The organism is Nocardioides ochotonae (assembly GCF_011420305.2).
In the GTDB taxonomy this organism is placed as follows: domain Bacteria; phylum Actinomycetota; class Actinomycetes; order Propionibacteriales; family Nocardioidaceae; genus Nocardioides; species Nocardioides ochotonae.
In genome coordinates this window covers 2,400,015-2,425,435 of the sequence record NZ_CP061769.1, presented here as the reverse complement: position 1 = coordinate 2,425,435, position 25,421 = coordinate 2,400,015, and the positions used below count along the sequence as shown (strand labels likewise).

General features: G+C 72.5%; 28 protein-coding genes. 17 read left to right on the top strand and 11 right to left on the bottom strand.

All coding sequences use genetic code 11. The features are described 5' to 3' along the window. Positions 1 to 2 precede the first annotated feature (2 nt). From HBO46_RS11770 to HBO46_RS11760, 3 genes are all read left to right on the top strand, one after another. Complete coding sequence (locus HBO46_RS11770) at positions 3 to 755, top strand: regulatory protein RecX (protein WP_166139324.1); 753 nt, start codon at positions 3 to 5, stop codon at positions 753 to 755. Positions 756 to 804: 49 nt separating this feature from the next. After that, complete coding sequence (locus HBO46_RS11765) at positions 805 to 1,302, top strand: phosphoribosyltransferase (RefSeq protein ID WP_166139326.1); 498 nt, start codon at positions 805 to 807, stop codon at positions 1,300 to 1,302. 65 nt (positions 1,303 to 1,367) lie between these two features. Continuing rightward, the gene (locus HBO46_RS11760; protein ID WP_166139327.1) at positions 1,368 to 2,213 is read left to right on the top strand and encodes a PPK2 family polyphosphate kinase; all 846 of its coding nucleotides are present in this window, start codon (positions 1,368 to 1,370) and stop codon (positions 2,211 to 2,213) included. 31 nt (positions 2,214 to 2,244) lie between these two features. Here HBO46_RS11760 and HBO46_RS11755 read toward each other — a convergent pair whose 3' ends face one another. Continuing rightward, complete coding sequence (locus tag HBO46_RS11755; protein WP_166139329.1) at positions 2,245 to 2,922, bottom strand: peptidase associated/transthyretin-like domain-containing protein; 678 nt, start codon at positions 2,920 to 2,922, stop codon at positions 2,245 to 2,247. A gap of 188 nt (positions 2,923 to 3,110) precedes the next feature. Here HBO46_RS11755 and HBO46_RS11750 point away from each other — a divergent pair, with 188 nt between their 5' ends. Both HBO46_RS11750 and HBO46_RS11745 read left to right on the top strand, forming a co-directional pair. Further along, the gene (locus HBO46_RS11750) at positions 3,111 to 3,854 is read left to right on the top strand and encodes a HipA family kinase (protein ID WP_224769012.1); all 744 of its coding nucleotides are present in this window, start codon (positions 3,111 to 3,113) and stop codon (positions 3,852 to 3,854) included. Beyond that, positions 3,851 to 4,234, top strand: coding sequence for a DUF3037 domain-containing protein (locus HBO46_RS11745; RefSeq protein WP_166139333.1), 384 nt, complete (start codon positions 3,851 to 3,853; stop codon positions 4,232 to 4,234). The genes HBO46_RS11750 and HBO46_RS11745 overlap by 4 nt, the downstream gene beginning before the upstream one ends. Before the next feature lie 72 nt (positions 4,235 to 4,306). On the opposite strand, the gene HBO46_RS11740 is transcribed toward HBO46_RS11745, so the two are convergent. From HBO46_RS11740 to HBO46_RS11725, 4 genes are all read right to left on the bottom strand, one after another. Beyond that, positions 4,307 to 5,050: a sirohydrochlorin chelatase gene (locus HBO46_RS11740; protein WP_166139334.1), complete on the bottom strand. Its 744-nt coding sequence runs from the start codon at positions 5,048 to 5,050 to the stop codon at positions 4,307 to 4,309. 94 nt (positions 5,051 to 5,144) lie between these two features. Continuing rightward, positions 5,145 to 5,891, bottom strand: a complete 747-nt coding sequence (locus HBO46_RS11735) for a phosphoadenylyl-sulfate reductase (RefSeq protein ID WP_166139336.1) — start codon at positions 5,889 to 5,891, stop codon at positions 5,145 to 5,147. Beyond that, a complete protein-coding gene (locus HBO46_RS11730; RefSeq protein ID WP_166139338.1) occupies positions 5,888 to 6,106 on the bottom strand; it encodes a hypothetical protein in 219 nt (72 codons plus the stop codon). Before HBO46_RS11730 ends, HBO46_RS11735 begins: the two co-directional genes overlap by 4 nt. After that, entirely contained in the window at positions 6,103 to 7,812 is a 1,710-nt protein-coding gene (locus HBO46_RS11725; protein WP_166139340.1) for a nitrite/sulfite reductase, read from the bottom strand. The genes HBO46_RS11730 and HBO46_RS11725 overlap by 4 nt, the downstream gene beginning before the upstream one ends. A gap of 448 nt (positions 7,813 to 8,260) precedes the next feature. On the opposite strand from HBO46_RS11725, the gene HBO46_RS11720 reads away from it, so the two are divergent. Beyond that, a complete protein-coding gene (locus tag HBO46_RS11720) occupies positions 8,261 to 9,703 on the top strand; it encodes a glycine hydroxymethyltransferase (RefSeq protein WP_166139342.1) in 1,443 nt (480 codons plus the stop codon). A 77-nt stretch (positions 9,704 to 9,780) separates the two neighbouring features. On the opposite strand, the gene HBO46_RS11715 is transcribed toward HBO46_RS11720, so the two are convergent. The 3 genes from HBO46_RS11715 to HBO46_RS11705 form a co-directional block, all read right to left on the bottom strand. After that, entirely contained in the window at positions 9,781 to 10,839 is a 1,059-nt protein-coding gene (locus HBO46_RS11715; RefSeq protein WP_166139344.1) for a tartrate dehydrogenase, read from the bottom strand. 1 nt (position 10,840) lies between these two features. Next, positions 10,841 to 12,457: an SLC13 family permease gene (locus HBO46_RS11710; RefSeq protein WP_166139346.1), complete on the bottom strand. Its 1,617-nt coding sequence runs from the start codon at positions 12,455 to 12,457 to the stop codon at positions 10,841 to 10,843. A gap of 77 nt (positions 12,458 to 12,534) precedes the next feature. Beyond that, positions 12,535 to 14,202: an acyl-CoA dehydrogenase family protein gene (locus tag HBO46_RS11705; protein WP_166139348.1), complete on the bottom strand. Its 1,668-nt coding sequence runs from the start codon at positions 14,200 to 14,202 to the stop codon at positions 12,535 to 12,537. 18 nt (positions 14,203 to 14,220) lie between these two features. On the opposite strand from HBO46_RS11705, the gene HBO46_RS11700 reads away from it, so the two are divergent. The 3 genes from HBO46_RS11700 to HBO46_RS11690 all read left to right on the top strand — a co-directional run bounded on the left by HBO46_RS11700 (position 14,221) and on the right by HBO46_RS11690 (position 16,716). Beyond that, positions 14,221 to 15,216 (top strand): YihY/virulence factor BrkB family protein, encoded by a 996-nt coding sequence (locus HBO46_RS11700; RefSeq protein ID WP_166139349.1) that lies wholly within the window; start codon positions 14,221 to 14,223, stop codon positions 15,214 to 15,216. A 94-nt stretch (positions 15,217 to 15,310) separates the two neighbouring features. Then, positions 15,311 to 16,411, top strand: coding sequence for a potassium channel family protein (locus HBO46_RS11695; protein WP_224769011.1), 1,101 nt, complete (start codon positions 15,311 to 15,313; stop codon positions 16,409 to 16,411). Positions 16,412 to 16,527: 116 nt separating this feature from the next. Next, a complete protein-coding gene (locus HBO46_RS11690) occupies positions 16,528 to 16,716 on the top strand; it encodes a hypothetical protein (RefSeq protein ID WP_166139351.1) in 189 nt (62 codons plus the stop codon). Between the two features lie 19 nt (positions 16,717 to 16,735). Here HBO46_RS11690 and HBO46_RS11685 read toward each other — a convergent pair whose 3' ends face one another. Beyond that, positions 16,736 to 17,494 (bottom strand): PIG-L deacetylase family protein, encoded by a 759-nt coding sequence (locus tag HBO46_RS11685; protein WP_166139352.1) that lies wholly within the window; start codon positions 17,492 to 17,494, stop codon positions 16,736 to 16,738. A 115-nt stretch (positions 17,495 to 17,609) separates the two neighbouring features. On the opposite strand from HBO46_RS11685, the gene HBO46_RS11680 reads away from it, so the two are divergent. Genes HBO46_RS11680 through HBO46_RS11665 form a run of 4 tightly spaced genes read left to right on the top strand, consistent with a single transcriptional unit; the run spans position 17,610 to position 21,207 of the window. Then, positions 17,610 to 18,185: a hypothetical protein gene (locus tag HBO46_RS11680; RefSeq protein WP_166139354.1), complete on the top strand. Its 576-nt coding sequence runs from the start codon at positions 17,610 to 17,612 to the stop codon at positions 18,183 to 18,185. Positions 18,186 to 18,235: 50 nt separating this feature from the next. Beyond that, a complete protein-coding gene (locus tag HBO46_RS11675) occupies positions 18,236 to 19,729 on the top strand; it encodes a hypothetical protein (protein WP_166139356.1) in 1,494 nt (497 codons plus the stop codon). Positions 19,730 to 19,759: 30 nt separating this feature from the next. Next, entirely contained in the window at positions 19,760 to 20,806 is a 1,047-nt protein-coding gene (locus HBO46_RS11670) for a glycosyltransferase family 2 protein (protein ID WP_166139358.1), read from the top strand. A gap of 8 nt (positions 20,807 to 20,814) precedes the next feature. Beyond that, on the top strand, positions 20,815 to 21,207 hold the full coding sequence (locus HBO46_RS11665; RefSeq protein ID WP_166139360.1) for a GtrA family protein: 393 nt from the start codon (positions 20,815 to 20,817) through the stop codon (positions 21,205 to 21,207). Between the two features lie 147 nt (positions 21,208 to 21,354). On the opposite strand, the gene HBO46_RS11660 is transcribed toward HBO46_RS11665, so the two are convergent. Continuing rightward, the gene (locus HBO46_RS11660) at positions 21,355 to 21,645 is read right to left on the bottom strand and encodes a DUF4193 family protein (protein WP_153323850.1); all 291 of its coding nucleotides are present in this window, start codon (positions 21,643 to 21,645) and stop codon (positions 21,355 to 21,357) included. 299 nt (positions 21,646 to 21,944) lie between these two features. Between HBO46_RS11660 and HBO46_RS11655 the strand changes: the two genes are divergently transcribed. The 3 genes from HBO46_RS11655 to HBO46_RS11645 all read left to right on the top strand — a co-directional run bounded on the left by HBO46_RS11655 (position 21,945) and on the right by HBO46_RS11645 (position 24,095). Continuing rightward, a complete protein-coding gene (locus tag HBO46_RS11655; RefSeq protein WP_224769010.1) occupies positions 21,945 to 22,457 on the top strand; it encodes a DUF4383 domain-containing protein in 513 nt (170 codons plus the stop codon). A gap of 61 nt (positions 22,458 to 22,518) precedes the next feature. Then, complete coding sequence (locus HBO46_RS11650) at positions 22,519 to 23,217, top strand: histidine phosphatase family protein (protein ID WP_224769009.1); 699 nt, start codon at positions 22,519 to 22,521, stop codon at positions 23,215 to 23,217. Next, positions 23,214 to 24,095, top strand: a complete 882-nt coding sequence (locus HBO46_RS11645) for an NAD(P)H-hydrate dehydratase (RefSeq protein WP_166139364.1) — start codon at positions 23,214 to 23,216, stop codon at positions 24,093 to 24,095. Before HBO46_RS11650 ends, HBO46_RS11645 begins: the two co-directional genes overlap by 4 nt. A 38-nt stretch (positions 24,096 to 24,133) precedes the next feature. Here HBO46_RS11645 and HBO46_RS11640 read toward each other — a convergent pair whose 3' ends face one another. Then, positions 24,134 to 24,307, bottom strand: a complete 174-nt coding sequence (locus tag HBO46_RS11640; protein ID WP_166139366.1) for a hypothetical protein — start codon at positions 24,305 to 24,307, stop codon at positions 24,134 to 24,136. A gap of 285 nt (positions 24,308 to 24,592) precedes the next feature. On the opposite strand from HBO46_RS11640, the gene HBO46_RS11635 reads away from it, so the two are divergent. Continuing rightward, entirely contained in the window at positions 24,593 to 25,414 is an 822-nt protein-coding gene (locus HBO46_RS11635) for an MBL fold metallo-hydrolase (RefSeq protein ID WP_166139367.1), read from the top strand. Positions 25,415 to 25,421: the final 7 nt, after the last annotated feature.

Here is a 25,421-nt window from a genome sequence, read left to right as displayed (position 1 = left end):
ACGTGAGGGAGGACCGGCCGCCGCCGTCGTGGCTCGGTGACGTCTCGGCGGGTGTGGATGCGTGGACCCAACGCGCCTCCGCTCCGCCGTCGGCACCGGCCGACGGCCCGGACGACACCCCGGGCGACACCCCCGATGGCACCGGGCAGGAGCGTCCGAGCGGCCGGCGCAGCAGCGCTCGCGGCACCCGTCGTACGACGGGCGGCCGGCGCACGCGCCGGACGCCGCCCCCCGACGACGTCGCCGCGCTCGGGCCGCCCGCCGATCCGGAAGCCGTCGCGCGCAAGATCCTGCTCGACCAGCTGACCGGGCAGGCGCGCAGCCGCAAGGAGCTCGCCGACAAGCTCGCGGGCAAGGACGTCCCGCCCGAGATCGCCACCGCGCTGCTCGATCGCTTCGAGGAGGTCGGGCTGGTCGACGACGAGGCGTTCGCGCGGGCCTGGATCGCCAGTCGGCAGCCCGGCAAGGGCCTGGCCCGCCGGGCGCTGGCCCAGGAGCTGCGTCGCAAGGGGATCGACGACGAGGTCGCCCGCGACGCCCTCGACGAGATCGACCCGGCCGACGAGGAGGAGGCGGCGCGCCGACTGGTGCGCAAGAAGCTCCGCTCCCTGTCCCGGGTCGACGACCAGACCGCCACCCGGCGCCTGGTCGGGATGCTGGCCCGCAAGGGCTACTCCTCGGGCCTGGCGTTCTCCGTGGTGCGCGAGGAACTGGCCGACGCGGGCCGTGACGAGCCCGACATCGACCTGGACTGAGACCAGGCTCCCTCGGACCCCGCGGTCCACGGCGGTGCACAATGCGAGGGTGGCCGACGATGAGCGCGAGATCCTGACCTATGAGCTGTTCGGTGTGGCCGTGCGCGAGCTGGCCCAGCAGGTGGTCGACTCCGGTTACCAGCCCGACCTGGTGCTGGCGATCGCCCGCGGCGGGCTCGGCCTCGGCATGGGCCTGGGCTACGCCCTGGACGTGAAGAACCTCTCTGCGGTCAACGTGGAGTTCTACACCGGCGTCGACCAGCGCCTCGACGTGCCGATGATGCTGCCGCCGACCCCGGCGGCCGTGGACCTGTCCGGGCTGAAGGTGCTCGTCGCCGACGACGTCGCCGACAGCGGTCGCACCCTCCAGGTGGTCCGCGAGTTCTGCGGTGACCACGTCGCGGAGGCGCGCACCGCCGTCATCTACGAGAAGCCGTGGTCGGTCGTGAAGCCGGACTACACCTGGCGTCGCACCGAGAAGTGGATCAACTTCCCGTGGTCGAGCGAGCCGCCGCTCGTCGACCGCCGGGGCGGCCTCGCGCACTGACCGCGCGCCGGACCGCGACGCCGGCAACGCGTCGAGGGCTTGACACCGCCCGCGAGGATCGAGTCATGGCGATCGCCCACCCGACCCGGCTGGCTCCGGGTCCCGTCGACCTGAGGGCCGTCGACACCCGCACCACGCCGGGCTTCGACGGCGACAAGGCAGCCGGGCAGGCAGCGCTCGAGCTTCTCGGCCGCGAGCTCACCGAGCTGCAGGAACGGCTCTTCGCCCACGGTCGGGTGGGCGGACGACAGCGGCTGCTGCTGGTGCTCCAGGGCATGGACACATCCGGCAAGGGCGGGACCGTCCGCAAGACCGTCGGGCTGGTGGACCCCCAGGGCGTGCGCACGGTGTCCTTCCGGGCGCCGACCGCGGAGGAGCGCGCGCACGACTTCCTGTGGCGTGTGCGCCGGGTGCTGCCTCCGGCCGGTGACCTCGGGGTCTTCGACCGCTCCCACTACGAGGACGTCCTCGTCGCGCGGGTGCGCGGGCTGGCGGATCCCGCGGAGATCGAGCGCCGCATGGAGGCGATCAACGCCTTCGAGGCCGAGCTCGTCGACGACGGCGTGACGATCGTGAAGTGCCTGCTGCACATCAGCCCGGAGGAGCAGCTCGCCCGGCTGCTGGCACGACTCGACGACCCGGCCAAGCACTGGAAGTTCAGCCCCGACGACATCGACGACCGGGCCCGCTGGGGGGAGTACCGCGCCGCCTACGAGGCCGCGCTGTGCCGCACGAACACCGACGCGGCACCCTGGTTCCTGGTGCCGGCCGACCGCAAGTGGTACCGCAACCTGGCGGTGGCGCAGATCCTGCTGGCGGCGCTGCGGGAGATGGACCTCGCGTGGCCGCCCGCGGACTTCGACGTGGACGCCGAACGGGCCAGGCTGCTCGGCACGGAGCCGAGCGCCTGACCCGTTCGGAGGCGACGCTGGGTGGGAGTGATCAGTACGTGTAGCCACGCACGATCGTCTTGGCGAACTTCTTGTTGCCCTTGAAGGTGATCTTCCACTGGAACCGGCCGGTGCGCGGGGCCGGCAGGTACACCGTGAAGCGGCCCTTCTTGTCGGTCTTCAGGGTGCGGAAGCCCTTCCACTTCTTGCCGGCCTTCTTCTGGACGACGACCCCGACCTTGCCCTTGGGGCTGACCTTGCCCTTGAAACCAGCGCGCTTGCCGCTGATGCCCTGGATGGACAGCTTGCGCTGCACCTTCTGGGTCTTCTCGATGCTCGAGCTGCTGTAGGCGGAGGTGCCGCCGTACACGGCGCGGTAGGTGCCGTTCTGGCGCGCCTTGATGGAGTCGTAGAGGTAGGCGGTCGAGGAGCTCGCGACGGTCTTCCACGACGAGCTGCCGGCGGCCTTGAACTGCACCTGCAGGGAGCCGTCGTAGATCTGGCTGCCGCCGGTGGTCTGCACGTTGATCGAGAGGCTGAGGGTCTCGCCGACCGCGGGGATCTTGCCCTGGCTGCGGTAGCCGGGGTAGAGCCACGGGGTGTTGCTGTTCCCGCTGACGATGCGGGTCGACTCGGCGGCCGATGCCGGGGCGGCGGTGCTGATCACGGCGGCGGTCGGGCCGACGAGTGCGGTGGTCAGCAGTGCTGCCAGGAATGGGCGAATGCGCACGGGATCATCCTGTTCTTGGTGGAGGTAGGTGAGGGGCCCCGAGGCCCGCTGTCGCTTCTTTCCCCGCACTCTCCCTGCTCACACCCACGAGCTGTGCGATCAGTCTCACCGGGGTCCGCGGCGTGTCCTGCCGTTGATTCCGGCGGGCGCCACCTCGCTAGGGTGACGCCGTGATCCCTGTCGTGGCCGTGACCCGTTATGTCACGCCGTTGCGGGAGGGCGGCTCCCTCCCCGGCGTGGTCGAGGCGGAGGACCTCGGCACCTACGTGTGCAAGTTCCGCGGAGCCGGTCAGGGGGTGCGGGTGCTCGTGGCCGAGGTGATCGTCGCCGAGCTCGCCCGCCGCATCGGCCTGCGTACGCCGCGCCTGGTGGGGCTCGACCTCGACGCGAGCCTCGCGCGCTACGAGGCCGACGAGGAGGTCCAGGACCTGCTGGTGGCGAGCGTCGGGCTCAACCTCGGCGTGGACTTCCTCCCCGGCTCGTTCGGCTTCGACGGCGAGGTCGCCGACCCGGACGTGGCCGCGACGGTGCTGTGGCTCGATGCGTTCTGCGCCAACGTCGACCGCAGCTGGCGCAACCCCAACCTGCTGCTGTGGCACGGCGACCTGTGGGTCATCGACCACGGCGCCTCGCTGTACTTCCACCACGGCTGGCGCGGCGGGATCAGCGACCCGGCCCGCTTCGCGGCACAGCCGTGGTCGATGGACGACCACGTGCTCGCGGCGTACGCCGGCGGGCTGCCGGCAGCCGACGAGCGGATCAGCGCCACGCTGGGCCGCGACGACTTCGTCGAGACCCTCGCCGTGGTGCCCGACGCCTGGCTCGAGCCGGTGCCGGGCGCCGAGACCCCCGAGGCGGTGCGCGCGGCGTACGTCGAGTTCCTCACCGCCCGCTTCGCCACCCGCGCCTGGCTGCCGGGGGTGCACGCATGAGCACCCGCCTGCCCTACCAGTACGTCGTGCTGCGCTGCGTGCCGCGCGTGGACCGCGAGGAGTTCCTCAACGTCGGGGTGGTCCTGTACTGCCAGGCCGCCGACTTCCTCGCCGCCCGCTGGGACGCCGACCGCGACCGGCTCGCTGCGCTGTTCCCCGGCCTCGACGTCGATCAGGTCTGCGGCGCGCTGGCCTTCGCCGAGGGCGTGTGCGCCGGCGACGAGCGCGGTGGCGCGGCCTCCGCACACCCGGCGGGCCAGCGCTTCGGGTTCCTCAAGGCGCCCAAGAGCACGGTGATCCAGCCCGGCCCGGTGCACGGCGGGCTCACCGACGACCCGGCCGCCGAGCTGGTGAGGCTCCTCGCCCACCTCGTGGGCTGAACGAGGAACAGCGGCGGCCAGCCGTCTCGAGGACGACCGGCCGCCGCTGCGTGGTGCGGTGAGCGGACGGGCTCAGACCGGCACGAGCTCCACGGCGCCGACGGCGTAGCGCGCCAGGATCGTGCGCGCGACCTCCGGGTGGGCACCCAGAGGGTCCGACACGGCGACCGCTCCGGCCTCGAGGGCCAGCTCGGCGGCCCGGTCGGGGAGGAAGCCCGGGGCGAGGAACAGCGAGGCGACCGCGATGTGGCGGCGGCCCTCGGCACGGAACGCCCGCACCGCCTCACCGGCGGCCGGCGGTGCGGCCGAGGCGAAGGCAGCCGTCACGGGCAGCTTGTGGTGGCTGCCCCAGACGCGCGCGAGGCGGGCGACCGCCTGGTTGGCGAGCGGGTCGCTGGAGCCGGCGGCGGCCAGCACGAGCGCGTCGAGCTCGCGGACCCGGGCCTGCGAGAGTGCCGCACGCAGGCGCTCGTCGAGCACCTCCAGGAAGCGCGTCTCCAGGCCGAGGATCGCGGTGGCCCGGATCTTCAGCCCGGGGTGGCGCTGGGTGGCGGCCTCGATCGCGGCCGGCACGTCCACCTTGGCGTGGAAGGCGTCGGTCAGCAGCAGCGGGACGACGACGATCTCCTCGTGCCCGGCCTTGACCAGGCGGTCCACGACCGTCTGGAACGAGGGTCGGGACAGCTCGAGGAACGCCTGCTCGATGCGCAGGTCCGGGCGCATGGCGCGGACCTCGTCGACCAGGGCGGTGATCGTCTGGGCGGAGCGGGGGTCACGGCTTCCGTGAGCCAGCGCCACCAGGGCGGGAGCAGCCATCAGTACGGCCTCCTCGGGTGCGGTGCTTCGGTGTGCGGGGCGACGGCACTGTCGCTCCGGGTCTGGGACGGGCGGGTGGTGCTGGGGCAGCGGGTCATGTGTGGATCCCGCACTCGGTCTTGTTCATCCCCGCCCAGCGGCCCGAGCGCGGGTCCTCGCCGGGGGCGACCCGACGGGTGCACGGCTCGCAGCCGATCGAGGGGTAGCCGTCGTAGACGAGCGGGTTGACCAGGATGCCGTTCTCGGAGGTGTAGCGATCGACCTGCTCGTCGCTCCAGCGGGCGAGCGGGGACACCTTGACCTTGCTCTTCTTGGCATCCCAGCCGATCACCGGTGCGATGACCCGGTTGCGGGTCTCGGCGCGACGCAGGCCGGTGGCCCACGCGTCGTACCCGGAGAGCATCCGGCTCAGCGGCTCGACCTTGCGCAGCTTGCAGCACAGGTCGGGGTCGGTGCGGTACAGCTCCTTGCCGTACGTCGCGTCCTGCTCGGCCACGCTCTGCACGGGCGTGATCGAGAGCAGGTTGACGTCGAGCGTGGCGGCGACCGCGTCGCGGGTGCCGAGGGTCTCGACGAAGTGGTAGCCGGTGTCGAGGAACAGCACGTCGACGCCGGGCACGACCTTCGAGACCAGGTGGGCCAGCAGCCCGTCACCCATGGAGGAGGTGACGCAGAAGCGCTCGCCGAAGGTGGCGGCGGCCCACTCGATGATCACCTCGGCGGGCGCCAGCTCGAGCTCGGCGCCCCAGTGGGAGACGATCTCGCGCAGCTCCTCGGGGCTGCGGCCGTCGGTCTGCACGCCGCGGGCGTTGCGCGCGGCGACGGAGGAGGCGGTGCTCATGCGGTTCCCTCCTTGCCTGTCTCGGGGCCGGTGTGGCGGTCACGGTCGCGCCGCAGCAGACCGAGGTACTTCAGCGAGAACGCGCGCATGCAGCCCCGGCACTCCCACGTGCCGTGCGGCGAGCTGACCTCGCCGTCCTTGGCGACGATCTCGTGGGGACGCAGGTCCTCCTCGCCGCAGTAGGGGCAGTGGAAGGGGGCGGCGCGCTCGCTCATGGTGCTCCGACCTCCTGGAGGCGGGGCTCGCCGCGCAGCAGCTGCTCGTCGGCGCGCACCACCCAGTCGGCGAAGGACTCGCCGTCCTGGCGGTCCTCCAGGTAGGCGGTGACCACTGCCGTGACGTAGTCGTCGAGCCCGGCGCTGGTCACCTTGTGGGCGCGCAGCTTGCGACCGAAGTTGGCCTTCAGCCCGGTCGCGCCGCCGAGGTGCACCTGGAAGCCCTCGACCTGCTCGCCGTCGGCCATGACCAGCTGGCCCTTGAGACCGATGTCGGCGACCTGGGTGCGGGCGCAGGCGTTGGGGCAGCCGTTGACGTTGATGCTGATCGGGGTGTCCAGCTCGGGGAAGCGACGCTCCAGCTCGGTGACGAGGCGGCGCGCGCGCTCCTTGGTGTCGACGATCGCGAGCTTGCAGAACTCGATGCCGGTGCAGGCCATCGTGTTGCGCCGCCAGTTCGAGGGGCGCGCGGAGAGCCCGATCTCGTCGAGGCGGGCGAGCAGGTCCTCCACCACCGCCGGCTCGACGCCGATCAGCACGATCTTCTGGTACGGCGTGAGGCGGACGCCGGCGACGCCGAACTCCTCGAGCAGGTCGGCGAGCTGCACCAGCGTGGTGCCGGAGATCCGGCCGGCGGTCGGCGCGACGCCGACGTAGAACTTGCCGTCCTTCTGCTCGTGCACGCCGATGTGGTCGCGGTGCCCGACGGGGGAGACCGGCGAGTCCAGGGAGACCAGCGGCTTGGCGAGGTACTCGGTCTCGAGGACCTCGCGGAACTTCTCCACGCCCCAGTCGCTGACCAGGAACTTCAGGCGGGCACGCGAGCGCAGCCGGCGGTAGCCGTAGTCGCGGAAGACCGAGGCCACGCCCTCCCACACGTCGGGCACGTCCTCGAGCGGGACCCAGACGCCGAGCTTGGCGGCGAGCATCGGGTTGGTCGACAGGCCACCGCCCACCCACACGTCGAAGCCGGGGCCGTGCTCGGGGTGCACCGAGCCGACGAAGGAGACGTCGTTGGTCTCGGGGGAGACGTCGTGGCTGGGGTGGCCGGTCAGCGCGGTCTTGAACTTGCGCGGCAGGTTCGAGAACGCCGGGTCGCCGATGTAGCGGCGGTAGATCTCCTCCAGCGCGGAGCTGCCGTCGATGATCTCGTCGGCGGCGACGCCGGCGACCGGCGAGCCCAGGAACGGGCGCGGGGAGTCGCCGCATGCCTCCAGCGAGCTCAGCCCGGCCTCGTCGAGGCGGTCCCAGATCGCCGGCACGTCCTCGACGCGGATCCAGTGGTACTGGATGTTGGCGCGGTCGGTGACGTCGGCGGTGTCGCGGGCGAAGTCCTGGCCGATGGTGCCGAGGGCGCGGACGGCGGCCGGTGCGAGCAGGCGGCCGTCGGAGCGCACGCGCAGCATGAAGTAGCGGTCGTCGAGCTCCTCCTCCGGCACCGTCGCGGTCTTGCCGCCGTCGAAGCCGGGGGCGCGCTGGGTGTAGAGGCCCATCCAGCGGAAGCGGCCGCGCAGGTCGGCCGGGTCGATGGAGTCGAAGCCGCGCTTGGAGTAGATGTTGATGATCCGGGCGCGGACGTTGAGCGGGTTGTCGTCCTTCTTGGACTGCTCGTTCTTGTTCAGCGGCTCACGGTGGCCGAGAGCCCACTGGCCCTCACCGCGCTTGGGGCGGGGGCGGGGGGTGCGTGCGGCGGTCTGGTCAGACATGGACGTGAGGGCTTCCTTGCAGGGGAGTGCGCGCGACTTCGTCAGGGCCCGGACCACGTCATCGGGGTCTGGTCGGCCTTCCGCAACCGTGCGCCCGGGAGTGACTCGGGGCGGCGGTTGCCGCAGGTACGTCGTGGACGTGCGTGCGGCTCAGCGGGGCCAACACATCATGCTGCGGGTACGCCCGAAGTCCACGTGGCGTCGGACCACGAGGTGGGTGTGGGTAGCAGCAGTGACCATGTCAAGGAGTCTCAGTCCTCGGAAGGTCCGCCCACAACCATCAATCTCATGCCGTGAGACGCGGGTCCACGGATTGAGACGCTGCGGAGCGCTCCACGCGTGGATCGCGGGTCCGGTGTGGCGCAGGTCGCATCCGTGCCCGGCATTCCGCGTCCCGGGAGTGGGCACGATGGGCGGCCCTGCCGCGGGCCGTTCTAGGCTGAGCACCATGAGCGACCTCGATGCCCTCACCAGCAGCGCCTACTCCCAAGCTCTTGAGGTCATCGCCTCGGTGGAGCCCCGGATCGCGGAGGCGACCCGCCAGGAGCTGGCCGACCAGCGCGGTTCGCTGAAGCTGATCGCGAGCGAGAACTACGCCTCGCCGGCGGTGCTGCTCACGATGGGCACCTGGCTGAGCGACAAGTACGCCGAGGGCACGGTCGGGCACCGCTTCTACGCCGGGTGCCAGAACGTCGACACCGTCGAGGCGCTCGCCGCCGAGCACGCCCGCGAGCTCTTCGGTGCCGAGTACGCCTACGTGCAGCCGCACTCCGGCATCGACGCCAACCTGACCGCCTTCTGGGCGATCCTCGCGCACCGCGTCGAGGGCCCGTGGCTGGAGCGCGCCGAGAAGAAGAACGTCAACGACCTCACCGACGAGGAGTGGGAGACGCTGCGCCGCGAGCTGGGCAACCAGCGGCTGCTCGGCATGAGCCTGGACACCGGCGGCCACCTCACCCACGGCTTCCGCCCGAACATCTCGGGCAAGATGTTCCACCAGCAGCAGTACGGCACCGACCCGGTCACCGGCCTGATCGACTACGACGCGCTCGCCGCCAAGGCCCGCGAGTTCAAGCCGCTCATCCTGGTCGCCGGCTACTCGGCGTACCCCCGCCGGGTGAACTTCGCCAAGATGCGCGAGATCGCCGACTCGGTCGGCGCGACGCTGATGGTCGACATGGCGCACTTCGCGGGTCTGGTCGCCGGCAAGGTGTTCACGGGCGACGAGGACCCGATCCCGCACGCCCACGTCGTCACCACGACCACCCACAAGTCCCTGCGCGGCCCGCGCGGCGGCATGGTGCTGGCCACCAAGGAGTACGCCCCGTCCGTCGACCGCGGCTGCCCGATGGTGCTCGGCGGCCCGCTCAGCCACGTGATGGCCGCCAAGGCCGTCGCCCTGGCCGAGGCCCGCCAGGAGTCCTTCCGCGGCTACGCCCAGGACGTCGCCGACAACGCCAAGTCGCTCGCCGAGGGCTTCCTGCGCCGCGGGGCCAACCTGGTCACCGGCGGCACCGACAACCACCTGGTGCTGCTCGACGTCACCTCCTTCGGCCTCACCGGCCGCCAGGCGGAGTCGGCGCTGCTCGACGCCGGCGTCGTCACCAACCGCAACTCGGTCCCGAACGACCCGAACGGCGCCTGGTACACCTCCGGCATCCGGCTCGGCACCCCGGCGCTGACCACCCGTGGCTTCGGCCGCGACGAGTTCGACCGGACCGCCGAGCTCATCGTCGAGGTGCTCTCGAACACCACCCCGGGCACCACCAAGGCCGGCGGCCCCTCGAAGGCGAGCTACGCGCTCGCCGACGGCGTGGCCGACCGGGTCCGCTCGGCCTCGGCCGAGATGCTCGACAAGCACCCGCTGTACCCGGGTCTCGAGCTCTCCTGACCCCGAGCCGCTCCGGCTCCGCACGGCCGTCCGCCCCACCGGGGCGGGCGGCCGTGCTGCGTTCCGGCTCGGACGGGTCAGGCGCGCACCGCTGCCACCAGCGCCTCGACGACCTCCGCCGTGCCGGCGCTCCCGCCGAGGTCGCGGGTGCGGGTCGCGGGCTCGCGCAGGCTGCGGCGTACGGCGTCCATCAGGTGCGCGGCCGCCTCGCCGTGGCCGAGGTGGTCGAGCATCAGCACCGCCGACCACACCGTGCCGATCGGGTTGGCGATCCCCTTCCCCGCGATGTCGGGTGCCGAGCCGTGCACCGGCTCGAACATCGAGGGGTGCTCGCGCGTCGGGTCCAGGTTGGCCGACGGCGCGATCCCGATGCTGCCGGCGACCGCCGCGGTGAGGTCGCTGAGGATGTCGCCGAACAGGTTGGAGGCCACGATCACGTCGAACCGGCCGGGCTCCAGCACGATCTTCGCGGCGAGCGCGTCGATCAGCTCGCTGTCCCAGCGCACGTCGGGATGCGCGGCGGCCCGCTCGCGCACCACCTCGTCCCAGAACGGCATGGTGTGCACGATCCCGTTGCTCTTGGTCGCCGAGGTCAGGTAGCCGCGTCGGCGGCGCGCGAGGTCGAAGGCATGGTCGGCGATCCGACTGACCCCGGCCCGGGTGAAGACCGCCTCCTGCACGGCCATCTCGTCGGGGAAGCCGCGGTTCATCCGCCCGCCGATCTCGCTGTACTCGCCCTCGACGTTCTCGCGCACGACGACGAGGTCGAGGCCGCCGGGCTCGACGGCGCGCAGCGGGCTGGTCATCCCCTCGAACAGCGCGATCGGGCGCTCGTTGACGTACTGGCGGAAGTGGCGGCGGATCGGGATCAGCAGCCCCCACAGCGACACGTGGTCGGGGACGCCGGGCCAGCCGACCGCGCCGAGCAGGATCGCGTCGTGCCGGGCCAGGGTGTCGAGTCCGTCCTCGGGCATCATCGTCCCGGTCTGGGCGTAGCGCCGGCACGACCAGTCGTGCTCCACCCAGGACAGCTCCAGGTCGTGCACGTCGGCGACCGCGTCGAGCACGGTGCGGGTCGCGTCGATCACCTCCGCGCCGATCCCGTCGCCGGGGATGACGCCGATCTCGTGGGCCACCTCAGACCAGGCCGATCATCGAGGCCATCACCGGCAGGAGGATCACGATCAGGATCGCGCCGATCACGTCGAAGGACGCCCCGGTGCGGATCATGGTGGTGATCGGCACCGCGCCGGAGCCGTAGACGATGGCGTTCTGCGGGGTCGAGACCGGGAGCATGAACCCGAACGAGGCCGCGAAGGTCGCGGCGAGCGCGGGCACGAATGGGTTGACCCCCGCCGCGACGGCGATCGGGATGATGATCGGCACCACCACCGCCGCCGAGGCGGTGTTGCTGGTCGTCTCGGAGACGAGGATGGCCAGCGCGACCGCGAACACGGTGATCCAGAACACGCTGGAGAGGCCCAGCGTGTCGGACGCGCCGTTGCCGAGCGTCTCGGCCAGGCCGCTGGACTCCAGCAGGCTGCCGAAGATGATGCCGGTGCCGAACAGCATGACCGTGCCCCAGTCGATGCGGGCCGCGTCGCTCCAGCGCAGCGTGAACTCGCGCTCCTCCCACTTGGTCGGGAGCAGGAAGAGCAGAGAGGCGCCGAGGATCGCCACGATCCCCTCGTCGAGGCGGTTCGTGACCGTCTCGTAGGTGCTGGAGTCGGTGCCGGCGACGAGGGCCACGACGCCGGGCAGGATCCACAGCGTCACGGTGACGGTGAAGGCGATCAGCGTGTTGCGCTCGGCGACCGAGAAGGCGCCGAGGCGGGCCTTCTCCTCGCGGACGTACTCCTCGACGCCCTCGAGGTGGCGGGTCTCGGGGCGGTTGAGCAGCAGCACCAGCACCGCGAGCGCGACGAACATCAGCGCGCAGATCGGCAGCGCCATCATCACCCAGTCGAGGAACGAGATCCGCTCGCCCGTGGCCTCCTCGATCAGGCCGCGCCCGATCAGGTTGGGCGGGGAGCCGACCGGAGTCAGCAGCCCGCCGACGCTGGCGCCGTAGGCGAGCATCAGCATCAGCGCCGCGCCCACCCGCAGCCGCAGCGGGTCGAAGTCCTCGGCGACCTCGCCGCGGGCCTGGAGCAGCTTGGCGACCACGGTGAGGATGCCGATCGCGGTCGGCAGCAGCATCGCGACGGTCGCGGTGTTGGAGACGAAGGCCGAGAGCAGCGCGGTGATCGCGCCGAAGGCGATGATGATCCGGATCGTCGAGGTGCCGATGCCGGGCAGGCTCAGCACGAACATCGCGAAGCGCCGCGCGACGCCGTGCTTGAGCATGGCCTGGGCGAGGATGAAGGCGCCGATGAAGGTGAACACGGTCGAGGAGCCGAACGGCTCGAGGGCCTCGTCGGCGGTGACCACGCCGAGCAGCACGATCGCGCAGATGCCGATGAAGCCGCCGATGGGGATCGGCACCGGCTCGGTGACCCAGAGGACGATGACGCCGAGCAGCACCGCGGCGAGCGTGTGCTGCTCGTCCTCCAGCCCGGTCGGCACGAGCAGGAAGACGATCGTGACCAGCGGCGCCAGCACCAGGCCGACGGTGCGCCGGGTCTTCTCGAAGCGCTCCTCGCGCGGGGACAGGTGCTGCTCGCCGAGGCTGCGGTACGTCGCGTTGTCGAGGAAGGCCTGGTCGACGTCGGTGCGCCGGCCCTCTCCCTGGTCTCGCTCGTGGGCGGTGGTCACGGGGCACCTCCGGCAGGTGTGGGCTGCGTCACAGTCCCTTACCCGCGCGCGCCGCCCGGAAACGGCGGGTGGCCGCCTCAGACGCGCGGCGTCGCGCGCTCGACCAGGGCGCGCAGGTCGCCGCCCTCGAGCGCGCCGAACGTCCCGTCGTACGACGTGCCGAGACGGGAGGCGCAGAACGCGTCGGCGACCTCGGGCGGGGCGAAGCGCACCAGCAGCGAGCCCTGGAGCACCGCGGCCATCCGGCCGGCCAGTCGGCGCGCGCCGACCTCGAGCCGCTCGGCGTCGGCCATCAGCGAGCCGAGCAGGGCGAGGGTGTCGTCGACGGCCCGGTCGAGGCGGGCGTCGCCCCCGCGGGCGCGGCCGACCTCGGTGATCCACGCGTTCAGCGCCTCCGGCTCCCGGGTGATGGCGCGCAGCACGTCGAGGGCGTTGACGTTGCCCGAGCCCTCCCACACCGAGTTGAGCGGGGACTCGCGGAACAGCAGCGGCAGCACCGACTCCTCGACGTAGCCGTTGCCGCCCAGGCACTCCAGCGCCTCGGCCACCACGGCGGGGGTGCGCTTGCAGACCCAGAACTTCGCCAGCGGCAGCGCGATGCGGCGCAGCGCGGCCTCGTGCGGGTCGGCGAGGTCGTCGACGGCCGCCGCGAGTCGGAGGGCGAGCGCGGTGGCCGCCTCGGTCTCGACGGCGAGGTCGGCGACGACGTTGCGCATCAGCGGCTGGTCGAGCAGTCGCGCGCCGAAGGCCGAGCGGTGCGCGGCGTGCCAGGCGGCCTCGGAGACCGCGCGGCGCATGAGGGAGGTGGAGCCGAGCACGCAGTCCAGGCGGGTGGCGGCGACCATCTCGATGATCGTGCGGACCCCGCGACCCTCCTCGCCGAGCCGGACCGCGACGGTGCCGTCGAGCTCGAGCTCGGCGGAGGCGTTGGAGCGGTTGCCGAGCTTGTCCTTGAGCCGCACCACGTCGAGCTGGTTGCGGGTGCCGTCGGGCAGCACCCGCGGCACGACGAAGCAGCTCAGCCCGCCCGGCGCCTGGGCGAGCATGAGGAAGACGTCGTTCATCGGTGCCGAGGTGAACCACTTGTGGCCGTGCAGCGTGTAGGTGCCCTCGGTGCCCGTCGCCCGCGCCTCGGTGCGGTTGGTGCGGACGTCGGAGCCGCCCTGCTTCTCGGTCATCCCCATCCCGGCCAGCGCGCCGAGCTTGTCCTCGGGCCGGCGCACGCCGGGGTCGTAGATCCGCGAGGCCAGCAGCGGGGACCACTCCGCGGCGAGCGCCGGGTCGGTGCGCAGCGCGGGCACCGCGGCGTACGTCATCGAGACCGGGCAGCCGTGGCCCGGCTCGGTGTGCGACCAGGCCATGAACCCGGCCGCGCGGCGTACGTGGGCGTGGGCGTCGCCGTCCTCCTGCTGCTCCCAGGCCGTGGCGCCGAGGCCGTGGCCGACCGCACGCTCCATCAGCCAGTGCCAGGAGGGGTGGAAGGCGACCTCGTCGACGCGGTGGCCGTAGCGGTCGTACGCCGTGAGCCGCGGCGGGTGCTCGTTGGCCAGAAGGCCGTGCTCGCGGGCCTCCGCGCTGCCGGCGTCCGCCCCGAGCGGCACCAGGTCGGCCAGCACCGCGTCGCCCGCGTGGCGGACGACGGCCTCGCTCAGCGCGAGGTCGGCGGTGACCACGTTGTGCCCCACCAGCGGGGGCGCCTGGTTGATGACGACGCGGAGCGCAGATCGCGGGTGGGAGGTCTCCATGTGGTTACGGTAAGTGCCATGGCCTCGCACTCCCGGCACGCAGCGGCCGGGGCGGCGACGGCGGACCGGCTGAGGCGCGCTCGCCACACCCTGTGGCGCCTGGTGGTCAGCACCGTGGGCTCGTGCCTGCGGCACCGGGTCACCGGGCTCGCCGCGGAGGGCGCGTTCTTCGCGGTGCTCTCGGTGCCGCCGCTGATCTTCGCGATGGCCGGCGCGATCGGCTACGTCACCGGGCGGTTCTCCCCGGACGAGGTGGCGAACGTGCGCGACGCGGTGATCGAGCTGTCCTCGCGGCTGCTCACCGACGGTGCGGTCGAGCGGGTGATCGTGCCGACGATGGACGACGTGCTCGAGGGCGGGCGCTTCGACGTCATCTCGCTGGGCTTCGTGCTCGCGCTGTGGTCGGGGTCGCGGGCGCTCAACGTCTTCGTCGACACCATCACGATCATGCACGGGCTCGGCGGGTCGCGCGGGATCGTCCGCACCCGTGCCCTGTCGTTCGTGCTCTACGTGCTGGCGCTGGTGACCGGCGTCGTCGCGGTCCCGCTGATGGTCCTCGGCCCGGCGCTGCTGCGCGACTGGCTGCCCGGGGGCTTCGACTTCGTGCTCGGCTTCTACTGGCCGGTGGTGGTGCTGGTCTGCATCTGCTTCCTGGCCACGCTCTACCACGTGTCGGTGCCGGTGCGGACCAGCTGGCGATTCAACCTCCCGGGCGCGACGTTCTCGCTGTTCGCCTGGGTGGTCGGCTCCTACCTGCTGCGCTGGGTGCTCACCGCGACCGCGGCCGACTCCCGCTCGGTCTACGGGCCGCTGGCCGCGCCGATCGCGGTGCTGCTCTGGCTCTACGTGGTGGCGATCGCGGTGCTGATCGGCGCGGCCGTCAACGCCGCCTTCGACCAGGTCTTCGCGCAGTCCTCCACCTCGCGCGCCCGTCGCGAGCTGGTGCAGCGGCTGCGACAGCTGGGCGGGCGCGAGCGCCCCGCGGCGGCGCCGGCGCCGGCGCCGGAGGTCTGAACCGGAAGCCTGATCCCGGGGGTCTGGTCCGGGACGCGCCGGTGAGCGGGGCCGCAGTGGCGCCATCCGGGCCGGAGGGGACTAGATTCGGGACGTGCCCGTCGCCCCTCCCGACCCCGCCCAGGAGGGCGTTGGCGTCGTGTCCCTGCCCGAGCGCGTGCGCTCGCCGTGGTGGGAGCTGGGCCGGCGGCTGCTGGCCGCGCTGGCGATCCTGGTCGGCACGGTCATGCTGGTGTACTTCGACCGCGACGGCTACGTCGACGGCAACGACCCCACCGGCCAGATCGACCTGCTGGACGCGATCTACTACACCACCGTCACACTGAGCACGACGGGCTACGGCGACATCGCCCCCGTGAGCGAGACCGCCCGCACGATCAACGCCTTCGTCATCACCCCCGCCCGTATCGCCTTCCTGGTCCTCCTCATCGGGACCACCCTCGAGGTGCTCGCCTCGCAGGGCCGGGAGATGTTCCGGGTGGCTCGTTGGAGGAAGCACATGGGTCACCACGTCGTGGTCGTCGGATACGGCACCAAGGGCCGCAGCGCCGTCGACACCCTGGTCCGCAACGGGCTGAACCGCGAGGCGGTGGTCGTCGTGGACCCCAGCGGCACCGCCCTGCAGGACGCCCACGCCGACGGGCTGGCGGTCGTCACCGGCGACGCCACGCGGCGCAACGTGCTGCGGCGTGCCGGAGTGGGGGAGGCCGACCAGATCATCATCACCACCGACTCCGACGCCTCCAACGTGCTGGCCACGCTCACCGTGCGCCAGCTCAACCCGGACGCCTGGATCGTCGCCTCGGTGCGCGAGCAGGAGAACGCCCCGCTGATGAAGCAGTCCGGCGCCAACTCGGTGATCACCTCCTCCGACGCCGTCGGCCGCCTGCTGGGGCTCTCCTCGCTGTCGCCGACGCTCGGGTCGGTCATGGAGGACCTGCTCACCTACGGCCACGGCCTGGAGGTCGCCGAGCGCGAGCTGCTGGTGTCCGAGGTCGGGCGCCCACCGCAGTCGCTGCCCGACCAGGTGATCTCGGTCGTGCGCGACGAGAAGGTCTACCGCTACTTCGACCCGGTGGTCTCGCTGCTCGCGCGCGGGGACCGGCTGGTCGTGGTCCGCGCCGCCCGGGAGCTGCCGTGGGCACCGCGACCGGGCACCCACGACGAGGACCTCGCCGCCGACCCCGAGGACTGACCCCGAGGACTGAGCGGGGTCGTGCCGCTCGGCACCGACCCACCCTGGCGCGTCTCGAACAGATGTTCTAATCTGAGGGGGTGCGAGATCAGGTCACAGGGTTGCAGGGACACGACGTGCCCCGCCACGTCTGGGTCTGCCGCACCGGGCGCTGGCAGGAGCGCAGCCCCGGGCTGATCCTGGAGTGGCGCCGCGTCCAGGGCCACTGGGAGGCGCTGGTGGTGTGGGCATCCGGTGGCGGCGTGCGCGCGTGGGAGCTCGCCCACGGATGGGTGCGTGCCGAGCACGTGAGACCACGGGACTGAGCCCGGCCCGAGCGTCCGCTCAGCTGCCCCAGCCCATGGGGAAGACCTCGAAGGCGGCCGCGAAGGTCGTGCCGAGGCGCTGCCCGGCGCCGCGGGACGCGCCCTCGAGGAACTCGCCGGCGTCCCAGTCCTCCCAGCCCAGTCCGGCGATGTAGGCCTCGTGCGCCTCCAGCGAGGCGACGCCGGCCTGGAAGGTCGCGGTGGTGTCGACGGCGTGGGCCGCCTGCGGGGACCCGGCGGCCCAGACCTCCCGGACGCCGCCCCAGGGCTCCATGCCGTCGGTGAGCTGCTCGGGGAACACCCAGCGGTTGCCGGCGTCGCGCACCGCGTCGAGGGTGGCGCGGCCCACCGCGATGTGGTCGGCCTGGTTGAGGTTGCGCCCGCCCCAGGTGTCGCGGAAGTTGTTGGTGACGACGATCTCCGGGCGGTGGTGGCGAACCGCAGCCGCGATGGCGCGGCGCAGGGCCACGCCGTACTCCAGGATGCCGTCGGGCAGGCCGAGGAAGTCCATGACGTCGACCCCGACGATGCGGGCCGACTCGACCTGCTCGGCCTCCCGCAGCCCGCGGCACTGCTCGGGATGCAGCCCGTCGATGCCGGCCTCGCCGCTGGTCACCATGGCGTAGACGACCTGCTTGCCCTGGCCGGTCCACCGCGCGACGGCGGCCGCGGCGCCGAACTCGAGGTCGTCGGGGTGGGCGACGACGCAGAGCGCGCGGTCCCAGTCCTCGGCGACGGGTGCCAGCGGGGCCGGCGGGGTGGTGACGTCGGGGGTCATGCCTCCACTGTGGCAGCGCCGCCGTGTGCTGCCCAGCACACGGCCGCGGATCCGCCGCCCCGAGTTCGGCATCCTCCGCGTGGCGGGGGCACCGAGCGCCTAATATCGGGCCGTTATGCCTCGTGCCGATCATGCTGCCCCTTCCTCCCGGGCCCGGGCGCTGCGCGCGCCCCACGCCGTCCTCCTCGCCGTCGCCGGACTGGTCGTCCTCGCTCTCGTGGGCGCGACCCAGGGACGGGCCGAGCCGACCGGGAACTACCGCCCCGAGCTGGCGGCGGACCCGCTGGAGGTGGGCTGCTACCCGTTGCCGGAGGGCCTGGAGCTCGACTTCCCCTACGTCGTGCGCACCGACGGCGACATCGGCACCGGCGACCGGGCCCGCCGGCACCTGGTGCTGCACTGGTCGCTGCTCGACCGCGCCGAGGTGCGCGACCGGCTCGAGGCGGCGCTCACCGTGGCGGGCTACGCGACCGAGACCACCTCCGACGGCCTGGTCGGGCGCCGGACGGTGGCCGGCGAGCCCAGCGAGGCCGGTCGGGTCGAGATCCGGCTCACCGAGCTCGACAACCCCGCGCCCGACCCGATCGTCCGGGGTGTCGTCGAGCTGGACCTGCCGACCACCGAGCGCGCGTCGGCCGACCCGGACTGCGACAACAGCTTCGTCACCAAGCGGTTCGAGGTGGCCCCGTGAGCGCCGAGAGCCCCGCGCGGCCCGTGATCCCTGTGAGTCCTGAGCGTCCTGTGAGTCCCGAGAGTCGAGTGCGGACCTGGTGGCAGGCCCGGTCGCGCGGGGAGCGGGTCCTGCTCGCCCTGGTCCTCGCACACCTGGCCATCAAGCTGGTCGTGTACCTCCAGATCGCCCAGGGCCAGCTGGTCGGCGACGAGTCGTCGTACGTCAACGGCGGCAAGGCGCTGTCCAACATGCTGCGGGACGCAGTCACCTTCACCGGGCCCGACTGGGCCGAGGTGGAGCGCAACGTCGTGAGCAGCGGCTGGTTCATGCCCGGCATGGCGATGCTGCTGACGCCCCTCTACCTCGTCGTCCCGGACGCCGACATCGCGGTGCTGCGCGGCTACCTCGGCATCGTGACCAGCCTGGTCTTCCTCGCCACCGTGCTGCGGGTGTACCGCAGCCTGGGGGTCGTGTACGCCGGTGCGCTGCTGGTGCTGCCGGGCCTGGTGCCGGTGTGGGCGGCGTTCTCGATGGCTGCCTGGGGCGACCTGTTCGCCGGCATCCTGGTGGTGCTGCTGATCGTCGAGCTGGTCGAGCTCAGCCGGGTGCTGCGTCGTGGTGAGGCGCCGACGCTCGCCCAGGGGGCGCGGCTGGGCCTGGTGGCGATCGCGGTCGTCTACTTCCGCTCCAGCGCCGCGCTGCTGGTCGCCGGCCTCGGCGTCGTGGCACTCGTGGCCGCGATCGCGCTGCTGCGCGGGGCCGAGCGACGACGCGCGGTGGTCTCCGCGGGCCTCGGGGCGCTGACCTTCGTGGGCCTCCTGGTGCCGTGGTCGCTCGCCGCGTCGAGCAGCCTGGGCGGCACGGTGATGACCACGACCTCGGTCCCCACGGTCCTGGCCAACACCTTCGGCGACCGCAGCCAGGTCTGCTTCGGGCCCTGCGACCCGGGCTCGACGGCGTGGTTCAGCCCGCTGCGCTACTCGCGGGAGACCGCGCGCGCCACCGGGCTCTCCGAGATGGACGTGGCCGAGCAGATGTCGGCGTACGCGCGTCGAGACGTCACCGCGGCGAGCTATGCCAGCGACGTCCTCGACAACCTCGACGCCTACGTGCGCCACCCGGAGCGGTTCTACAGCTACCTGCGACCCGACACCGACCCCGACCGTCCGCACGACGCCGTCGTCGACGTGGTGACGCGGGGCATGGTGTGGGGCGCGTTCGCGATCGGGGCGGCCCTGCTGGTGGGCGTCGTACGCCGCTGGCGCGAGGACCAGGTCGTGAGCGTGCTGCTCACCTTGTCGCTCGGCGCGCTGCTGACCCAACCGTTCGTGCACATCGCGGGCCCGCGGTACTGGACCACCGCGGCGCCGGTGCTGGGCCTGGCGGCGGCCCTCCTGCTGGGCCAGCTGCTGCTGCGCCGTACCCCCGTCGACACGCCGGAGATCGCCGTCGGGGAGCGGGATCGGGCGCTCGGGACGTGGCTCACTCGCGTGCAGGTGCTGCTCGCGTGCGGCACGGTGCTGGTGGTGATAGGGATCATGGCCCTCGCGTCTGCCGGATAAGAGGGCTCTTCTTCCCTAGACTCGTGCACCATGGGCCCCACCTCGCACACCCGTCCAGCGGTGACCTACGTCCTGCCGGTCTTCAACGAGGAGGCCAACATCGGTGCGTTCCACACCGCGCTGATCGAGGCGACGGACGCCCGGCCCGACCTCGATTTCGAGTTCCTCTACGTCGACGACGGCAGTCGCGACGCCTCGCTCGAGCGGCTGCTCGAGCTGCGTGAGCGCGATCCGCGAGTGAGCGTCCTGGGGTTCTCCCGCAACTTCGGCCACCAGATCGCGGTGACGGCCGGGCTGGACCAGGCCGAGGACGCCGACGCCGTGATCGTGATGGACACCGACCTCCAGGACCCGCCCCGGGTGAGCCTGGAGATGATCGAGGTCTGGGAGCGCGGCGTCGATGTCGTCTACGCCCAGCGCCGCACCCGCAAGGACACCCGCTTCAAGCGGCTCACGGCGTACCTCTTCTACTGGCTGCTGGCCCGGCTGGCCTCGATCGACATCCCGCGCAACACCGGCGACTTCCGGCTGATGGACCGCCGCGTGGTGGCGGAGGTGAACCGCTACCGCGAGCACGAGCGCTTCCTGCGCGGGATCGTGGCGCACGTCGGGTTCCGCCAGGAGGCGCTGCTGTTCGACCGCGACTCGCGCTTCGCCGGCACCTCGGGCTACCCGTGGAAGAAGATGGTGGCCTTCGCCGCGAGCGGGATCTTCGGGTTCTCCACGACGCCGCTGCGGATGATCTCGCGCCTGGGCTACCTGATCTCCGGGATCAGCTTGCTGCTCGCCGTCTACGTGCTCGCGGTGCGTCTGCTCACCCCGGACAGCGCGGTCCCCGGGTGGGCCTTCCTCGGGGTCGGCATGTTCCTGCTCAGCGGCCTCCAGCTGATCATGATGGGCGTCATCGGCTCCTACCTCGGTCGGGTATATGTCGAGATCCAGGACCGTCCGCTCTACTCGGTCGCCCTCCAGGCGCGGGGAGCGCACCGCACGCCCGTCACCCGCGGCCTGGGCGTCGACGTCCGTGCCGCGGGCGCGGAGCTGGCCGGCGAGACCACGAGCGGGAGCCTGCGCTGAAGGCTCGGGTGCGCGCGTTGCTGGACTCCTCGGCGGTGCGCTTCGCCGCGGTCGGCGTGGTCAACACCGCGATCGACGTCGTGCTGTTCACGCTGCTGCACGAGCACCTCGGCATCGTGCTGGCCAACCTGATCTCCACGAGCGCGGGCATGGCCTTCAGCTTCACCGTCAACGGTCTGCTGGTCTTCAAGGCCGGTCGACTGCGCTGGCGCGACGCGGCGCGGTTCCTGGCCACGACCGGCGTGAGCATGTGGGTGCTCCAGCCGGTGTTGATCCACCTGCTCCTCGCGCTCGGCCCGGCACCGCTCGCCAAGCTGCTCGCCACGGGAATCACGGTGGTCGTGAACTTCGTGGCCTACCGCTACCTGGTCTGGCCCACGAGGGCCCGGGCCGGGGTCTGAGCCGCCGCCCGAGGGGTGAGCCTGGGGTAGTCCGTGTCGTACGGGCCTGTGGAGGTGTCCTGCACAGGCGCCTACGTCACGGACTACCGCCCGGGACTCAGAGGCTCGCTACTGCCGTGTCGGCAGGCAGCGAGCCGAGGGCTCGACTCAGTCGCAGTCGCGGCAGTGGTCGGTGCCCGGCACCCGCATCGAGGGGCCGTGGAGCAGGAAGCAGCGCGAGCACATGAACTCGTCGTCCTGGCGCGGAGTCACCACGATGTGGAGCTCCTCGTGGGACAGATCGGCGCCGGGAAGCTCGAAGGAGTCGCCCTCGGTGTCCTCGTCGACGTCGACCTTGGGCGACTGCTTCTCGGTCGGATTGCCCCGCAGGGCCTCGATCGAATCGGCCTCCGGCTCGTCCTCGGGCCGGTTGCGTGGTGCGTCGTAATCGGTCGCCACAGCGACCACCTCCTCGTGAGCAGCGGAGCGCCGCACGATACGGCAGGTCCAGCGTGTGTCCGGAGGTGCCTTCCCGCCGGACGCCCTCGTGCATGGCGTACCTCACGCTGTGCCCATCGGAGCGGAAAACGCAAGGGTCTTTCGGGACTCGACACGGCGCCCGGAAGCGGGGTCCGCAGCGCTCCGCCTGGGCCCCTATTTCCTGCCTTCGGAGGTGCTTCGTGACCCACGGCGGGGGATACAGCTCACCTACCGAGCAGGGCATCGGGCCCCGGCTCTCGCGATCTCAGGAGGAACTCATGACCGAGCAGACACCCGGCCGCGCGCAGCCGCAGGAGCCCAGTCCCCATCGCGGCATCGCGGCGCCCTCGCCCGGTGAGCGCCTCGCCCGCACGATGGCGCTCGGCACCGGGGCGCTGTTCCTGGTGGTGGGCGTGCTGGGCTTCGTCCCGGGCGTCACGACCAACGTCGGCGACCTGGAGTTCGCCGGCCATCACAGCGGCGCCGAGCTGCTGGGGGTCTTCCAGGTCTCGGTGCTGCACAACCTGCTGCACCTGCTCTTCGGCGTCGCCGGGATCGCCTTGTCTCGCCGCGGCATCCACGCGGCCGGGTACCTCCTCGTCGGCGGTGTGGCCTACCTCGGGCTCTGGGTCTACGGCCTGGTCATCGACCACCACGGCGACGCGAACTTCGTGCCGCTGAACTCCGCGGACAACTGGCTGCACCTGGTGCTCGGCGTGGCGATGGTCGTGATGGGCCTGGTGGGCCTGCGCGTGGTCCGGGGTGGCATCGGCAGCCAGACGGCCATGTGAGCAATCGCGTCGTGCGGGGTACGGGGCGCACGTGCATCCTCGATGGCTCAGCGGACCTCACGTGCTCACCCTCGTCCGTCACGGTGAGAGCGTCGGCAACCAGGCGGACCGGGCGGCGCGCGAGGCAGGTGCCGAGGAGCTGGAGCTCACGGTGCGTGACGCGGACGTCGAGCTGTCCGAGACCGGTCGTGAGCAGGCGGAGGCGCTCGGGCGCTGGATGAGCGACGCGCCCGAGGAACTCCGGCCGACCCTGGTGATCAGCTCGCCGTACCGCCGCGCGGCGCAGACGGCGGAGGTGGCGGCCGCGCGGGCGGGTCTTCCGGTGTCCTTCGACGAGCGCCTGCGCGAGCGCGACCTCGGCGCCCTCGACGGGCTGACCGGGCGAGGGATCCGGGCGCGCCACCCGGAGGAGGCCGCCCGGCGCAGCCGGCTGGGGAAGTTCTACTACCAGCCGCCGAGCGGGGAGAGCTGGGCCGACGTCGCGCTGCGGGTGCGTGGCCTGCTGGCCGACCTGCGCCACGGGTACGACGGGGAGCGGATCTGGATGTTCAGCCACCAGGCGGTGATCATGACCTTCCGCTACGTGCTGGAGGGGATCGGCGAACCCGACCTGCTGGCGCTCGACGGCGACGTCGACATCCCCAACGCCTCGATGACCCGCTACCGACATGTCGAGCAGGGGTACGCGCTCGACGCGTTCGCCGACACCCGTGCCGTGGAGCGGTCCGACGCGGCCGTCACCGAGGAGGACTCGCGATGAACGCACCCGCGCCCTTGGTCGTCACCCCCGCGGCGCTGCGCGACTGGCCGCTGGCCGAGCCGGGCAGCTCCAAGGCCGCGCGCGGCGAGCTGCTCGTGCTCGGCGGCGGCCGGACCACCCCCGGCGCGCTGCGGCTGGCGGGCGAGGCGGCGCTGCGGGCCGGGGCGGGCAAGCTGGCCCTGGCCACCGTGGCCAGCGTGTCGGCCGCCCTCGGGGTCGCGGTCCCGGAGGCGCAGGTCCTCGACCTGGCCGAGGACGACGAGGGCGACATCGGGTTTGGATGCGTGGAGCGCGTCGTCGACCGCACGGAGGCCGCCGACGTGCTGCTCGCCGGGCCCGGGCTCAGCGACCCCGCCCATGCGGCGACGCTGCTCGCCGGCGTGCTGCCGCGCGTGCAGTGCCCGGTGGTGATCGACGCGCTCGGCACTGCCTACCTCACCGAGAACCCGGACGGGCTGCGCCACCTGGCGGGACGAGCGGTGGTCACGGCCAACCCGGTCGAGCTCGCCCGGATGCTCGGTCGCGACGAGCTCGACGGGGACGAGGCGCTCCTCGATGCCGCACGCGAGCTGGCGGCCCGCTGCCAGGCGGTCGTCCTCGCGGGCGCGGCCACCAAGCATGTCGCGGCGCCGGACGGGCAGACCTGGGCGGTCGCCGGCGGCGGCCCGGGCCTCGGGGTCTCCGGCTCCGGCGACGTGCAGGCCGGCATCGTCGCCGGGCTCCTGGCCCGTGGCGAGGAGCCGGCGAAGGCAGCGGTGTGGGGGGCCTATCTCCACGCGCGTGCGGGGGAGCGGCTGGCGAGCGCAGTCGGTCAGGTCGGCTACCTCGCGCGGGCCCTCCCCGGGGCGGTGCCGGGCGTCCTCGAGGAGCTGCGCTGACGCGGTAGGGCCGGCCGGCCCTCGGCTACCGGGCACGGCTACCGGGCTTTGTGACTGTCGTTCGCCCACCACGTGCCGCGGGTGATCAGCCGGGCCATCCGCGCACGCACCGAGCGCCGCCGCCGGCGTACGTCGTCGAGCAGCGGCAGGAGGAGGTTCACGATCAGGCTGGCCCCGGCCAGCGCGGTGACGATCACGAGCAGCGTGAGCACGGTGGTCTCCCAGCTTCGACCGGGTTGGTGGCGGGAGCACCCGCCGCCGGGGACACGATCCCGGTGACCTCGTGAGGTGCTGCGAAGCCCACCCGGAGGGGTTGTCCCTCCCGCCAACGTAGCCCTGCCCCGGGCGCCGGGGACCGAGTCACGAGGCGGGTCATGCGGTCTGGGTCATGGGGGAGCGGCATTCGGGACACCGGGGCTCATGGCGCACCGACACCCCGCCCCGCCGCCGGCGTTCCGTGCGGCACGAGCCGTGACCGACCCGCGCGGGGGACGCTGATGACCACCGCGGCGAGCCTGGAGTTCGTCGGCACGGCCACCACGATCCTGCGGCTCGGGCCGTTCACGGTGCTCACCGATCCCAACTTCCTGCACCGCGGGCAGCGCGCGTACCTGGGCAAGGGGTTGTTCTCCCGGCGCCGCACGGAGCCCTCCCTGCAACCGGGCGACCTCCCGCCGATCGACCTGCTGGTGCTCTCGCACCTGCACGGCGACCACTTCGACCGGGTGGCGCGCGCCGAGCTGGACCGGCACCTGCCGATCCTGACGACCCACGCGGCCGCGCGCCGGCTGAGCCGGTGGGGCTTCCGCCAGGCGCAGCCGCTGGACACCTGGACCAGCTCGCGCCACGAGCGCGACGGGTGGTCGCTCACCGTGACGGCGGTGCCTGGCACCCATGCCCCGCTGCTGGCCCGCCCGCTGCTGCCCTCGGTGATGGGCAGCGTGCTGCACCTCGTCGACCCGGCCGGGGAGGAGTTCCGGCTCTACCTGAGCGGGGACACGCTCTACCGGCCGTGGCTGCGCGAGGTCACCCAGCGGACCGGCCCGCTGGACGCCGCGGCGGTCCACCTCGGCGGCACCCGGGTGCTCGGCCTCCTGGTGACCATGGACGGGCGCCAGGGAGCCGATCTGGTCGAGCTGCTGGAGCCCGCCGTGACCGTGCCGATCCACTACGACGACTACACGGTCTTCCGCTCGCCGCTCTCGGACTTCACCGACGAGTGCGCCCGTCGCCGGCTGCCGACCCGGGTCCGCACGGTCGCACGAGGCGACGTGGTGGCGTTGGACACCGGCTCGCTGGTCGACGACGAGCGTCCGTGACCGGCGG

What these genes read in the sequence shown, in the direction of transcription:
- HBO46_RS11740 (WP_166139334.1), bottom strand. Translation starts at nt 5,050, where the DNA reads ATGGCTGCTCCCGCCCTGGTGGCGCTGGCTCACGGAAGCCGTGACCCC.
- HBO46_RS11700 (WP_166139349.1), top strand. Translation starts at nt 14,221, where the DNA reads ATGGCCTCGCACTCCCGGCACGCAGCGGCCGGGGCGGCGACGGCGGAC.
- HBO46_RS11680 (WP_166139354.1), top strand. Translation starts at nt 17,610, where the DNA reads ATGCCTCGTGCCGATCATGCTGCCCCTTCCTCCCGGGCCCGGGCGCTG.
- HBO46_RS11635 (WP_166139367.1), top strand. Translation starts at nt 24,593, where the DNA reads ATGACCACCGCGGCGAGCCTGGAGTTCGTCGGCACGGCCACCACGATC.
- HBO46_RS11725 (WP_166139340.1), bottom strand. Translation starts at nt 7,812, where the DNA reads ATGTCTGACCAGACCGCCGCACGCACCCCCCGCCCCCGCCCCAAGCGC.
- HBO46_RS11735 (WP_166139336.1), bottom strand. Translation starts at nt 5,891, where the DNA reads ATGAGCACCGCCTCCTCCGTCGCCGCGCGCAACGCCCGCGGCGTGCAG.
- HBO46_RS11685 (WP_166139352.1), bottom strand. Translation starts at nt 17,494, where the DNA reads ATGACCCCCGACGTCACCACCCCGCCGGCCCCGCTGGCACCCGTCGCC.
- HBO46_RS11745 (WP_166139333.1), top strand. Translation starts at nt 3,851, where the DNA reads ATGAGCACCCGCCTGCCCTACCAGTACGTCGTGCTGCGCTGCGTGCCG.
- HBO46_RS11705 (WP_166139348.1), bottom strand. Translation starts at nt 14,202, where the DNA reads ATGGAGACCTCCCACCCGCGATCTGCGCTCCGCGTCGTCATCAACCAG.
- HBO46_RS11655 (WP_224769010.1), top strand. Translation starts at nt 21,945, where the DNA reads ATGACCGAGCAGACACCCGGCCGCGCGCAGCCGCAGGAGCCCAGTCCC.
- HBO46_RS11760 (WP_166139327.1), top strand. Translation starts at nt 1,368, where the DNA reads ATGGCGATCGCCCACCCGACCCGGCTGGCTCCGGGTCCCGTCGACCTG.
- HBO46_RS11645 (WP_166139364.1), top strand. Translation starts at nt 23,214, where the DNA reads ATGAACGCACCCGCGCCCTTGGTCGTCACCCCCGCGGCGCTGCGCGAC.
- HBO46_RS11720 (WP_166139342.1), top strand. Translation starts at nt 8,261, where the DNA reads ATGAGCGACCTCGATGCCCTCACCAGCAGCGCCTACTCCCAAGCTCTT.
- HBO46_RS11670 (WP_166139358.1), top strand. Translation starts at nt 19,760, where the DNA reads ATGGGCCCCACCTCGCACACCCGTCCAGCGGTGACCTACGTCCTGCCG.
- HBO46_RS11730 (WP_166139338.1), bottom strand. Translation starts at nt 6,106, where the DNA reads ATGAGCGAGCGCGCCGCCCCCTTCCACTGCCCCTACTGCGGCGAGGAG.